9 protein-coding genes are annotated in these 13317 nt (G+C 49.1%); 6 read left to right on the top strand and 3 right to left on the bottom strand.

Annotated features, from left to right (window positions below; translation table 11 throughout):
• Positions 1–810: 810 nt before the first annotated feature.
• Positions 811–990: a hypothetical protein gene (locus tag HMPREF1254_RS00100; RefSeq protein ID WP_036880555.1), complete on the bottom strand. Its 180-nt coding sequence runs from the start codon at positions 988–990 to the stop codon at positions 811–813.
• Between the two features lie 310 nt (positions 991–1300).
• Between HMPREF1254_RS00100 and HMPREF1254_RS00095 the strand changes: the two genes are divergently transcribed.
• The 6 genes from HMPREF1254_RS00095 to HMPREF1254_RS00070 all read left to right on the top strand — a co-directional run bounded on the left by HMPREF1254_RS00095 (position 1301) and on the right by HMPREF1254_RS00070 (position 8103).
• Positions 1301–2470, top strand: a complete 1170-nt coding sequence (locus HMPREF1254_RS00095) for a M20 aminoacylase family protein (RefSeq protein ID WP_036880563.1) — start codon at positions 1301–1303, stop codon at positions 2468–2470.
• A gap of 87 nt (positions 2471–2557) precedes the next feature.
• Positions 2558–2755 (top strand): hypothetical protein, encoded by a 198-nt coding sequence (locus HMPREF1254_RS00090; protein WP_023056585.1) that lies wholly within the window; start codon positions 2558–2560, stop codon positions 2753–2755.
• Positions 2756–2761: 6 nt separating this feature from the next.
• Positions 2762–3196 carry a metal-dependent phosphohydrolase gene (locus tag HMPREF1254_RS00085; RefSeq protein WP_023056592.1) on the top strand — a complete coding sequence of 145 codons (435 nt, stop codon included), beginning with the start codon at positions 2762–2764 and terminating at the stop codon, positions 3194–3196.
• 54 nt (positions 3197–3250) lie between these two features.
• The gene (locus tag HMPREF1254_RS00080; RefSeq protein WP_004350921.1) at positions 3251–3589 is read left to right on the top strand and encodes a helix-turn-helix transcriptional regulator; all 339 of its coding nucleotides are present in this window, start codon (positions 3251–3253) and stop codon (positions 3587–3589) included.
• A gap of 36 nt (positions 3590–3625) precedes the next feature.
• Positions 3626–6238, top strand: a complete 2613-nt coding sequence (locus tag HMPREF1254_RS00075; protein WP_023056588.1) for an endonuclease MutS2 — start codon at positions 3626–3628, stop codon at positions 6236–6238.
• 23 nt (positions 6239–6261) lie between these two features.
• Positions 6262–8103 (top strand): DNA topoisomerase 3, encoded by a 1842-nt coding sequence (locus tag HMPREF1254_RS00070; RefSeq protein WP_023056591.1) that lies wholly within the window; start codon positions 6262–6264, stop codon positions 8101–8103.
• A gap of 367 nt (positions 8104–8470) precedes the next feature.
• On the opposite strand, the gene HMPREF1254_RS00065 is transcribed toward HMPREF1254_RS00070, so the two are convergent.
• The gene (locus HMPREF1254_RS00065) at positions 8471–13075 is read right to left on the bottom strand and encodes a T9SS type A sorting domain-containing protein (protein WP_036880560.1); all 4605 of its coding nucleotides are present in this window, start codon (positions 13073–13075) and stop codon (positions 8471–8473) included.
• 58 nt (positions 13076–13133) lie between these two features.
• On the bottom strand, positions 13134–13317 hold a 184-nt coding region (locus HMPREF1254_RS00060), incomplete at its 5' end, for a hypothetical protein (RefSeq protein ID WP_036890701.1).

Below are 13317 nucleotides of genomic sequence, written 5' to 3'. Positions count from 1 at the left end.
TGGAACTACCAAATAATTTGTGTTAAAAGAAAGAAAGTTGTTTTTTCTTTGCAGCACATTCTGCACCAAAGTATGTTTGGAGCAATGGTGTAAGCGGCTATGTGAAAAAGCTGATTCCAATCTCTGTCTGTATTTAATTTGTTGGCAAACAATAAGGTTTCTTTTGTATTTTGAATTTTTTTTATCATATATTTCTATGTATTTTACAATTTTTTAAAAGAAATAAACAATTATAAGCTTTTGGGCTTACAGCCCGTGGCCTTGCCTTGCAGATTCAAAATCGGAGTGCAAAACAAACGGGTTAACTCTACGCGTCACCAACCCTATTTAATAAGGTGGACGAAAACTACATGACATTGGCGGTCAATCGACATGACTTTGAGGGGCAATTCCAAAAAGATTACAGCGCAACAGACCATCGATTGCAGGGGGTTGAAAATGAAACGAATCACACAGGGGCTGACGTAAAAATACTTAACAATTATCGACAAATCACAACGTTGAATAAGAGGTTGAACCATCCGTAAACTTCAAACGAAACATCGCCCAACATGAAACGTTCGTTGAACCATAATTGAATCATAATTGAACGAACAATCAATTTACCCCCTCCTAACTCATTGATAATCAAGCATGGCTCCTATATATACTAATAATACTAATCATACTAATGATACTGATGATACTCATCATACTGATAATCCGACGACGATAGGACGAGAAACGTCGCCGTCGTCGTTTGTTTAAAAGAAATAAAAATTCATTACAAACGATAAAAACTGCGTCGAGGGCACGATGCCGCATGATCGGTCACACCATTCCAACGTTCTCCGCTTCCCATTCTCCCGTCACCGCAACCCGCTCCACTCGTTCCCCGCTCCCCATTCTCCGATTACCGTTACCCGCTGCACTCGTTCCCCGCTCATCATTCCACCGATTCGAAATGCGAACGTCATGTCCATGCGACATCATTTTGCTCCCGCTAAGCATAGTGCTGTTTTTTGGAAGGCACTTCAAAACGACCTAAATTTGCGGGCAAAAACAATGAACAGAATGAAAAAACAGCATGATGATGGCACACGGCTCCTGCATGGAAGGGCGAAAGTTGGTGAAACAAAAGCAAATCATAGTTGTGGTCAACGAGAGGCTTTTTAAAATAAAAAAAACCTGATGTCTTACACACATTTGAAGTGATTCCGCTGATAATTTCATGAAAAAATAACTATCTTTGTGTGATTGTAATCTCACTCCTCGCTTTTTCTTTGAGAAGCTATGAGCTAAAACCAACGATATGAGTAAAATGAAGGTAAAACCAATGAAAGAATTGGCTGCCATGTTGCCACTGATGAAACAGTGGATGGAAGCCATGCACCAAGAACCCGAACTATCTACCCAAGAGATAAATACCGCCAAGTATGTTGCCGACTTGCTCAAAAATATGGGCTACGAGGTTCATGAGCATGTAGGAAAACAGGGCATTGAGGGTGTGGTAGGCGTTCTAAGTCATGGCGATGGAAAGAAGAAAATAGGCATTAGAGCCGACATGGATGCCCTCCCTATTCAAGAGATCAACAACCTACCTTATAAAAGTAGGCACGACGGCATTTCTCATCTCTGCGGACACGACGGTCATAGTGCCATGGCACTTGGGGCTGCTAAGTATCTGGCAGACACAAAGCATTTCAATGGTACCGTTTACTTCTATTTTCAGCCTGCCGAAGAGACCATGCAGGGCGGTCCTTCGATGATTGACGATGGACTTTTCAAGAAGTTTAATGCCGATAGAATATATGCCATACACAACATACCTGGGCTACCAAAGGGGGTACTGCATTTTCATGATGGAGAAACAATGTCGGCTGTAGATAATTGGGAGATACGCTTAATGGGGCGTGGTGGGCATGGTTCTATGCCCGAACTAAGCATTGACCCCGTCGTAGCTGGTGCCTCATTGGTGATGGCCCTACAAACGATTGTAGCTCGCAACCTCTCTCCTTGGAATAATGGCGTGGTCACTATCGGCTCATTCCAAGCGGGTAACGCAGGAAACGTTATTCCAGACGAAGCCGTACTCAAGTTGTCTATGCGCAACATGCAGCCCGATGGACGTAAGCTGGTGTTGCAACGTATTCGTGAGATAACGGCCGCTCAAGCAGAATGCTTTGGTTGTAAATATGAAATAAAAGAGGGACAACCAGGAGCAGTGCTTGTCAATTCGCACGAAGAAACGGCTTTTGCTGCCGAAGTGGCACGCAAATATTTTGGAGAGGAAAATGTAGTGTACCCTTGTAAGCCAATGATGAGCAGTGAAGACTTTGCCTTTATGTTGCAAGAACGACCCGGAAGTTACATCATGTTAGGTAATGGTGAAACGCCTATGGTACACAATCCTAAGTACATCTTCGATCAGGAAATCCTTCCCATTGGTGCCTCGCTGTGGGTCGCCTTGTGTGAGGAATATCTAAAATAAGAGATTCTCGAATTTTTCTATTGAAGCGAGTGGGATTTCAGAAAACATTGTGCAGATTCAAAATCTTTATATATCCTATAAATCTCTATGTATATAGATACAGAAGGACGCAAATATAAGAGTTACGAGGAGTATGTAAATTCTCCCAATCTTGATTTGGATTTGATATACGCCAAGCTGTGGAGTGGTGAACGAACGGCACAGAATGAGCAAGAGAAAGAAATAAAGAAGGAACTGGATGACATGAAATCTCTTGGAATGAAATTAGAACTTAATTTTGAATAGACTGCTATGAACAATTTCGATGAACTTCGAGACAAGGCTATGCAGATTGCTACCGAAGTGCACAAAACACAAGTTGACAAGGGAGGGAAGCCATACATAGGACATCCGCTTCGTGTAGAGAAATTGTGCCAGGACGATGATAGTAAGATAGTGACGCTTTTACACGATACGATAGAAGATGGAGATATCACCGCCGAATATCTGCTCATGCAGGGATTTCCAACATACATCGTGGACGCCGTTCTATCTGTCTCTCGAAACAAAGGCGAAGATTATTTTGACTTCATTCAGCGCAGCAAGGTGAATCCCATTGGGCGTAAGGTGAAGATGGCTGACCTCAAAGACAATATGGACATCACGAGGCTGAATGAGCTTACGGACAAAGATATTGAAAGATTAAAAAAGTACCTTCAAGCCTATAAGATGTTGGAAGAGGAATAAAGGCGATGGCGGAAGCCACCATGAAACAATACTTTGAACTCAAGAAAAAAAGATATGAAACAGGTAGGAAAATTCAAGACGTACACTTCTGATGAAGTTCTTGATCGGCACTTTGGAAAGATAGGCACACCAAGACGTGATGAGTTCGAACAAAGAGTGGCAGCATCGATTCATGCCTATAAGTTAGGCGAAGCCATCAAGAAAGCCAGGATTGAACAGAACCTCACCCAGGAGGAATTGGGTGAGCGCATCGGGGTGAAGCGTGCTCAGATTTCAAGACTGGAAAAAGGTTACAGCATCAGCATTCCAACCATGAGCAGGGTGTTCAAGGCTCTTGGCGTGCCAACGGCCTCAATTGATTTAGGGAAAATAGGCAAGGTTGCGCTTTGGTAAGATGGCCATTTGTGCGTAAATGCTTATCTTTGCAGCATGATTTACCCAACGAACTTTGAAAGCAAGATTGGCTTTGACAAGATACGCGAACTGCTGAAGGCGCGCTGCCTCTCCACGCTGGGCAAGGAGCAGGTAGACGCTCTGGTCTTCTGCACCGACCCCACCACCATCGGCATGTGGCTTGAGCAGACGCGGGAGATGAGGCGCATACAGCAGGAGGAAGACAACTTTCCACTGCAATATTTCTTCGACATGCGACAGGCCATCGCCCGCATTCGACTAGAGAACACGCACTTGGAGGAAGACGAGCTGTTTGACCTGCGCCGCTCGCTGGAAACCATCATCGCCATTGTGCGCTTTCTGGCTCAGACCGAAGGCGACGATGTCGATGACGCACAAGGCGAAAGACAAGTCAAGGGGGATGGCGAGGGGGATGACGACGACAGCCGCCCCACCCGCTACCGCTACCCTGCCCTGCAAGAACTGACGCGCGGCGTGGTGGTGTTTCCACAGCTTTTGCGCCGCATCGACCAGATTCTCGACAAGTTGGGACACATCCGCGACAACGCCTCACCGGGCCTGGCACAGATACGCAGCGAACTGAAACGCACCGAGGGCAGCATCTCGCACACGCTGGCCAGCATCCTGCGCGCCGCCCAGAGCGAGGGCGTGGTAGATAAAGACGTGGCCCCCACCCTGCGCGACGGTCGTTTGGTGATTCCCGTGGCACCGGGACTGAAACGCAAGATCAAGGGCATCGTGCACGACGAGTCGGCCACGGGACGCACCGTGTTCATCGAACCCACCGAGGTGGTGGAGGCCAACAACCGCATCAGGGAACTGGAGAGCGAGGAGCGCAAAGAGGTGATTCGCATTCTCTCCGAGGTGACGCGCGAAGTGCGGCCGCACGTCAAAGAGCTGTTGGCGGCCTACGGCATGCTGGCCAAGATTGACTTGGTGCGCGCCAAGGCCGAGTTGGCCAAACTCATCAAGGCCATCGAGCCGCAACTACAGTCACGGCCGCACATCGACTGGATTGGCGCCTCGCACCCCCTGCTGCGCCTGTCGTTGGAGAAGCAGGGCAAACAGGTGGTGCCGCTCGACATCATCCTCACGCCCCAGAAGCGCATGCTCATCATCTCGGGACCCAACGCCGGCGGCAAGTCGGTATGCCTCAAGACCGTGGGACTGCTGCAATACATGCTGCAATGCGGACTGAGCATCCCGGTGGGCGAACGTTCAAAGGCGGGCATCTTCGAACACCTGATGATCGACATCGGTGACGAACAGAGCATTGAGAACGACCTGAGCACCTACTCGAGCCACCTGCTCAACATGAAGAACATGATGAAGACGGCCAATCCCGGCACCCTGCTGCTCATCGACGAGTTTGGCACCGGCACCGAGCCACAGATAGGTGGTGCCATCGCGGAGGCGGTGCTGGAGCAGTTTTGCGACAAACAGGCATGGGGCGTCATCACCACCCACTACCAGAACCTGAAACATTACGCCGACGCTCACCCCGGTGTGGTAAACGGAGCCATGCTCTACGACCGCCACGAGATGCAGGCCTTATTCAAGTTGGCCATTGGACAGCCGGGCAGCAGCTTCGCCATCGAGATAGCGCGCAAGACAGGCATCCCCGAAACGGTGATCAGCAAGGCCAGCGACATCGTGGGGACCGACTACATACAAAGCGACAAATACCTCCAGGACATCGTGCGCGACAAGCGCTACTGGGAGAACAAGCGGCAGACCATCCACCAGCGCGAGAAGGATATGGAGAAGACCATCGCACGCTACGAGAACGATATTCGTGAGGTGGAGCAAGAACGCAAGCTCATCATCAAGCGTGCCAAGGAGCAGGCCGACGAACTGTTCAGGCAGAGCAACAAGCGCATTGAGAACGCCATACGCGAGATACGCGAGCAACAGGCTGAGAAAGAGGCCACGCGGCGCATACGAGAGGATTTGAAGGTGTTTGAGCAAGGCATCAAGGCCGACGATTCCCAAGCGCCCAACGGCACCATGAGCGATGAGCAGTTTGCCAAGAAGGTGGAGCAGATAAGGCTTCGCAAGGAGCGCAAAGAGAAGCGCAAGGCCGAGAAAGCCAAGCAGCAACAGAAGCGAAAAGAAGAGGTGCGACAGGCTGCCGACCGCCAGCAACAGCGAAAAACCATCGCACCGGGCGACCGGGTACGCATCATCGGGCTCACCACCATCGGCACCGTTGAGCAGGTGGAGGGCGACAATGCCACCGTAATCTTCGGCGACATGCGCACCAAGATGCGCACCAGTAGGTTGGAACACGCCATCGAGCAAACGGCACAGCCTACGTTGGAAGAACGGTTGGGGGCCGTGAAGATAAGTAAAAAAACACGCGACACCATCGACGAGCACCGCAAGAACTTTCACCAAGACCTGGACGTGCGCGGCATGCGGGGCGACGAGGCCCTGAACGCCGTGCAGTATTTCATCGACGATGCCATCCTCATGGGTATGGATCGGGTGCGCATCCTGCACGGCAAGGGCAACGGCATCCTGCGCCAACTCATCCGCGACTACCTCTCGGGCATACCCAACGTAACCGGTTACCGTGACGAGCATGTGCAGTTTGGCGGCGCGGGCATCACAGTGGTGGAACTGTAAAAAATGAAAGAAAGTAACTGACAATGATTGTTTGCATAGCAGAGAAACCCAGCGTGGCCAAAGACATCGCACGCATCATCGGCGCCCATAGCTCGAAAAACGGTTATATGGAGGGCAATGGCTACCAGGTGACGTGGACCTTCGGACACCTGTGTTGTCTGAAAGAACCCAACGACTACTACGACAACTGGAAACACTGGAGTTTGGCCGCCCTGCCCATGTTGCCACCGCGCTTCGGCATCAAGCTCATCGACGACGAGGGCATCAAACGACAGTTTGCCGTCATCGAACAACTGATGCAGCATGCCGACAGCATCATCAACTGTGGTGACGCGGGACAAGAGGGTGAGCTGATTCAGCGATGGGTGATGCAGAAGGCGCAAGCCAAATGCCCCGTGAAGCGGTTGTGGATAAGCTCGATGACCGACGAGGCCATCCGCGAGGGATTCAACAAGCTGAAAGAGCAATCGGTATACGAACCGCTGTATCTGGCTGGGCTGTCACGCGCCATCGGCGACTGGATATTGGGCATGAACGCCACGCGCCTGTACACCCTGAAATACGGACGCAACCGACAGGTGCTGAGCATAGGGCGGGTGCAGACACCCACCTTGGCGCTCATCGTGAGCAGGCAGAAAGAAATAGACAACTTCAAGCCCGAGATGTATTGGGTGCTGGCCACCATCTATCGCGACACCACGTTTACCGCCACCAAAGGTCGCTTTGACAAGAAAGAGGATGGCGAGGCCGCCTTCAAGACCATTGAGGGTGAACCGTTTACCGTGACCGACGTGCAAAAGAAAAAGGGCACGGAAGCACCGCCGAAGCTATACGACCTCACCTCGCTGCAGGTAGACTGCAACAAGAAGTTTGGCTATTCGGCCGAGATGACGCTCAACCTGATTCAAAGTTTATACGAGAAGAAATACACCACTTATCCGCGTGTGGACACCCAATATCTTTCGGACGACATCTATCCCAAATGTCCGCAAACCATGAACGGACTTTATCAGACAAAGATACAAAGCAAGACGGTGTATGCCGAACTCATCAAGCCATTGGGCGGAAAGCCGCTGAAGAAATCGAAAAAGGTGTTCGACTCCTCAAAAGTAACCGATCACCACGCCATCATCCCCACTGGCGTGCCGCCCAAAGGACTGTCGAACATGGAAGAAAACGTGTTCGACCTCATCGCCCGACGCTTCATCGCCGTGTTCTACGACGATTGCAAATTCGCCACCACCACCGTCATGGGAAAGGTGAAGGACATCGAGTTCAAGGCAAGCGGCAAGGAGATATTGGCCCCAGGATGGAGAAACGTGTACGCCAAAAACCAGCAAGAGGACGACGACGCTGACGAGAAGGCGGTCGATGAGGAACGCACCCTGCCCACCTTCACGAAGGGCGAGAGCGGAACACACGTCCCCACCCTGACCGAAAAGCAAACCACCCCACCGAAATATTACACCGAGGCCACCCTGCTGCGCGCCATGGAGACGGCGGGAAAGTTTGTTGACGATGAGGAGTTGCGCGCCGCCTTGAAGGAAAACGGCATCGGCCGACCCTCGTCACGCGCCAGCATCATCGAAACACTATTTAAGCGTCATTACATCCAGCGCGAACGCAAACGCATCGTAGCGACGCCCCTTGGAATACAACTCATTGACATCATCAAGGAGAAACTGCTGACGAGCTGCGAGCTGACGGGCATCTGGGAGAAGAAGCTGCGCGACATCGAACACCAAAAATACGATGCTGCCCAGTTTGTCAACGAACTGAAAACGCAGATCACCACCATCGTGAACGACGTGCTGCGCGACAACAGTCACCCGCAATTAGGTGCATCAGACGCGACGACTAAGTAAAGACACACATACCACTTTTCACCAATACAAATCTTCACCAATATAACCCTGCGCTATCAGCGTGAAGACTTCTCGCGTGGCTTCACAACCATTTCATTGAAGGAATATGTTGTTAAACTACGAATGACACGAATGACACGAACGAAATTGACGCAACCATCAAATTCGTGTCATTCGTGTCATTCGTAGTAGAATCTACTCAACTCAATTCGTAGTTTAATCGGTGGACGCCTGCGTTCATTGTCCCACAGCCATCAAATTCATTTGAATTGAACATGGGTGACGCTACGACGAAGACATTAAAAATATGGGCAACGAGCCTTGCGCTCGCTGCCCATATTTTGTAGCATTGAATGAAGCCTACTGCTTACTTCGTGATAACCATCTTCTGGCTCACCGTCTTACCATCCACCTGCATTGAAACGATGTACACACCGTTTGGCAGTTGAGCCTTGAGGCGATTCAGGTCTTCAGGCTGACGCACATTGGCCACCCGTTCACCCGATACGGTGTACACAACAGCCGGTCCATTCCAGGTTGCCGTCGTCACCCCTTGAATCTCGGTAGGCAAATTGTCGAAAGAGGTTGCCGTGGTGTTCACCAACTTAAAGCGGTTACTATCCACACCCGTATGACGCATGGTGTAAGTGTATGAGGTAACATCCTCACGCAAGTCAACCAACTGACGAGTGGTGTAGTCTACCAACTTCAGATGCTCGTACTGTGGCAGGTTCTTCTTGCGGATGGTCAACGTGTACAACTCGCTGTCGCTACCCTCTACAGTAACTTGCTGCTGCGTGAGGTCGGCAGTTGCGTTCACCTGCATCTGTCCATCAACGGTTTGTACATACAGACTGGCAGGTGCATTGGTCAATAGTTTGCGACCATCCCAACCACGGTCGTAGCGGTCGGTGGTGCCTTCTGCCTCGATGAGCCAAAGCACATCGCTGCTCTTGCTGCTCTCCAAAATCATCTGTACGGCGCCAGTCTCGGTCGTAGTGACCTCAAAAGGTTTCGCCATGGCTGCCTGTTCGTTCTTCACTACACTCTGGTAAGGAACTGTCACGGTAGCCTCATTACCCAATTTGGTTTCTGCGTCGGTGAACTTCAGCAAGAAGCCCTGCATGGAAGGTATCGACTTGTAACCAATGGTTGCTGCTGTGTTCTTTGGAACAGCCAAATAGCCACCTGCTGCCACATGCAAATCTTGCGTTCCGTTGGTCGTCTTATTTTCATACCAATTGTTGAAACTACCCGTATGGTACACATACACTGTTGGATCAACTTCATTGGGGAAGCTAAGCTTGTCAATATCAATGGCAGCCGTATAAGAGTTGGCAAAGATACTTTGTCCCAATCCCCAGTGCTTCTCGCTCTCCTTTGTAGATTTAGATGCCGTCACCTCCGCAGCGTGGCGTGTCAGCGTCAAGTTATGGTCGCACAAGTTCAACTTACCTGTCAGGGCATATACCTTCGGTGCATCTTGTGTCAGCTGATAGCCCACGAATGGCGACATCGTGTTGTCCTTAGCCATCCAGCTCCACTTTTGATAATACTGTTTCGGACTGTTCTTAGCCTCTAAATAGTATTGCAGGTAAGAACCCTTGAATACAGGACTTGGTGCCATTTCCGTCACGGGAATACCAATCTGCTGCCATGAGTAAGGTTCCGACTCTAACATGCGGCCGTAGGTTGGCGAGCCTTGAAGATTGTCTTTAGTCTTCACATTCTCGGTGCCAATCTTCTGGCCACGTCCATAGAGTTCTACCGTTGCATAAACATCAGACTTGCATGGATCGGCATACGATACGGCAAACGAACCGCTGGCATCTGTTCCATTCTCGTCGGTCTTAATCACCAACTTCTTGGCATCGCCTGGCTGATTGTAACCTACTAACGCAGTAGAAACTACCACACTACTCTTCTTCGATACCACAAGAGCCTTGTCCGACTGGTTCTCCAGAGTTCCGATGGTCAGAACCTTGCCCTCTGGCAATACGCAATCGTTCTTGGCAGCGCCTTTCTGTGCAGGATTCTTGGGATTGGCATTGTTTGCCTCAGTGGCAAATATCACGTCCTCACCATCTCCTGGTACTTTGACCGTCCAGTTGTTTTGATTTTCAAACTTGGTATCCTCATTACCTACCCAAAGGTTTTTCTCCATCGGTCCCGTGCAGTCGCCAACAGTGATGATTACCTTACGCTCGCCACCAGAGCTGCCAGCACAGGTAGGTATCGATTGTGCGAACTTGGTACCTACAGTGAACTCATACTTTCCAGCTTTGGGGAAAGTGGCATCGATGGCATTACCTGTGCCCACCTGTACCGTTTCTTGCGTGTCAAGGTCTTTGCGAGTCCATGTCACATCATACATATAGGTAGACACGGGTAACTCCAAATGGTTGGGAGCAAGTCCCTGACCATAGCATTTCTCTGCCCACTCTGCTTCTACTTCAGGAATTCCTACAGGAGAGATATAAACGTTTGACACCTGTGCAGGGCAGCCATTGCCATAACTATATTGTGCAGTTACCTGATACCATCCCGCTGCAAGTCCACTGAACACATGAAGTGAAGCGTTTTCGCCACTGTTATTAGTGATATCCACAGGCTCACGAGCATCTTCACCTGGAGTTACCACACCATTCTGCTCAGTGGCTTTCTTAATTTCGTAGTGCAACGGATAAGTAGCTTCATATCCTTTCTTGATGCCCACACTGATAAGACCAGAGTTTGGATCTTTAAGATCACACATCGCACCTTGTACCTCGAAAGCACCGTCACCCTTGGAAGGATTGAAACGGAAAGCAAATGTCTTGTTAGCAAAGTTGTTCACACCAATAGCTGCACCATAATATTTAGGAACATACGCTTGCTCGATAGGAGAATACACATGATCGTCTGTCTGCGCATTGATACCAACGGCAAATTGCCAATTGGGAAGATAAGGGCTTACTTCAATCGGAGTGTCTTCCTTAAAGTCTCCAGGGGAATTATGTGAATCGCCCGGACCATTCGATTTATAATAATCCTGTGACAGGTGATTACAGTCCCCTAATCCAAAGTTGAAGCTAACCGTATTGTCTCCACAACCTGCTTGTACCTTTACACCGTTCTTATAACCGCTGTCGTTGCGAGGCTGGTATTTGATAACATCGCTTTCGCCAATGGTCAAACTCATCGGTGAGGAGATTTCGCCGCATCGACTAATACGTATTACATACTCACCAACGGGCAAATCGTAAATTTGGAGATAGCCATTCCGAGGCGTAGTCTTAAAATCAATAGGGAAAGACAAGGTATGCTCATATTCAACATTGCTCAAGAACGGTGTTGTCTTGAACGTGGTTGATGTAGCACCGTCCTTTCGCTCAATATGCACTCCGTATTGCATGGGTTTCTCGGACACTTCTATCCATGTGCCTGCGGTGTTCCCATGAATACCAGCGATGCACCAAGGCCTTAAAGTTGATCCACTTTTGATGTCCAAGTTTTTAGGCATTTTCACTTCTACTTCCTTGGTCACGTTTACCACGTCGCAACCGTCGTCATAAACAAAGCGGTAGGTTCCGGGTCCATAATCAGTAACGTCTACGGTTCTTTCATCATCTTCAAACAAAGTTCCTCCACCCATCGGCACATCAACAGGCAGCTCGTCCCAGTTGCCCGTCTCTGTATTCTTTTTCTGAAGTTTTGCCTTAGTTCCTTCAGGAAAATAATAATAGATCCCATTCACCGTGGTAGAATATTTGATTTTAAATTCTTTACTGAGAACGTTACAGTTCTCATCCGTATTGTAGCTGGAAATGGGAGTTAGTTTAAACGGTACACTGAAATAATCGTTTCCGCCATCACTTCCAAGGTTCATATCTTTTGCATACAAGTAACTATCCTCTGTCATTACGCCCGTACACAAAGGCTTGTATTGCTTGACAAGCTGTTTATCTTGCGGCCGGTTTCCCTTGGGGCTTACCTTGAACACCAAGATGGTGGAATAATTGCTTGACGAACTTTTCGCCTCGTCATATTCAAAATTAAAGACATCCTTCGTTCCGCCCCAGCCCCAGCTATCTACTCTAAGGCCACCGTTTTTCAACATTTCGGCTTGCTCTGCCCTGGCTTCCTTTGTGCTGCCCGAGACCCTAACAGCTACATAGTCTTGATATTTACAGTTGCCAAGATACATTCTGGAATATGGCTTCCACCATAATTTAGGTGCAGCAGCCTGACCCATGGTAATACCTTCAACACTTACCGATGTTTGAGTAGTGGGGCATACACCATTTTGCGTGTCTGCCACAGTTACCTTCACCTTATCGCCTTGAGAGAGTTTTGTAACTTTCCAAGTACGGGCGGCAATAGCATCGGTACCTGAAGTCTGGGTTGTCACTGTACCGTTTGCACTTGTGATTTCAGCAGTATAGTGGAAAGGGCCTAAACCATTTTTCACCGTTACCTCAACACTACCGTTGTTGCTGCCATGGATAGAGCAATAGGGATCCGATTTGGTATAGGTCATGGTTGGCGAAACATACGTTTCGTTGATTTTCTTCACCTCTACCTGGCCAGCATACTCTTGTTTCTTATCGCTGGTAGTCTGGAAGTACAAGTCGTATGTGCCCTCTGTAAGGTTATGCCATGTTTTAGTCCACGTGTTAGGATCGGTTGACGACTGCGTCAAATTGGCATCATCTCCCTGCGCCACACCATTAACAGTGATAACATCATTCGGCTTGCCCGGCTTGCGAAGTTGTGCAGAGCCATTAGGCATAACTCCGTTGGTGCCTGTCACACTTAACGTAACAGATCCCCCAGACGCTCCACAGCCAATGTCTATCTTAGACACTTTGTAGGTGTAGGTATAGGTCTGGGCAAAAGCCGCCACACCAAAGGTGAGCATCATGACGAGCATGAGCAGGCTGCGTTGCCATAATTGAGGTCTATACGACCTCGAAGAAGTAAAATTTTTCATCGGATTTTCTTTAATTCTTTTTTTACTGTTTCAAAACATACATACAGCATTGATGCCATCAGTCGAACCATCCGGCATTCATGTCGAAGTCTTCCTCATAGAATACTCCTTCCTTTGCACCAATGGGTTGCATACCTGGTTTTTCTTCCCCACTCACTCCCGCATTGGGACCAATTTGCAGGGGTAGCAATAAGATGCTTGGTGTTACATAACTTTTCCTCATAAAATCTATATTTAGTTTT

The sequence above is a fragment of the Prevotella sp. BV3P1 genome (assembly GCF_000479005.1).
In the GTDB taxonomy this organism is placed as follows: Bacteria; Bacteroidota; Bacteroidia; order Bacteroidales; family Bacteroidaceae; genus Prevotella.
This window is presented reverse-complemented; position numbering and strand designations above follow the sequence as displayed.

Bases quoted from the DNA above. Each gene is read 5' to 3' on its own strand.
- HMPREF1254_RS00080 (WP_004350921.1), top strand. From the start codon at position 3,251: ATGAAACAGGTAGGAAAATTCAAGACGTACACTTCTGATGAAGTTCTT.
- HMPREF1254_RS00070 (WP_023056591.1), top strand. From the start codon at position 6,262: ATGATTGTTTGCATAGCAGAGAAACCCAGCGTGGCCAAAGACATCGCA.
- HMPREF1254_RS00085 (WP_023056592.1), top strand. From the start codon at position 2,762: ATGAACAATTTCGATGAACTTCGAGACAAGGCTATGCAGATTGCTACC.
- HMPREF1254_RS00090 (WP_023056585.1), top strand. From the start codon at position 2,558: ATGTATATAGATACAGAAGGACGCAAATATAAGAGTTACGAGGAGTAT.
- HMPREF1254_RS00065 (WP_036880560.1), bottom strand. From the start codon at position 13,075: ATGAAAAATTTTACTTCTTCGAGGTCGTATAGACCTCAATTATGGCAA.
- HMPREF1254_RS00095 (WP_036880563.1), top strand. From the start codon at position 1,301: ATGAAGGTAAAACCAATGAAAGAATTGGCTGCCATGTTGCCACTGATG.
- HMPREF1254_RS00100 (WP_036880555.1), bottom strand. From the start codon at position 990: ATGCTTAGCGGGAGCAAAATGATGTCGCATGGACATGACGTTCGCATT.
- HMPREF1254_RS00075 (WP_023056588.1), top strand. From the start codon at position 3,626: ATGATTTACCCAACGAACTTTGAAAGCAAGATTGGCTTTGACAAGATA.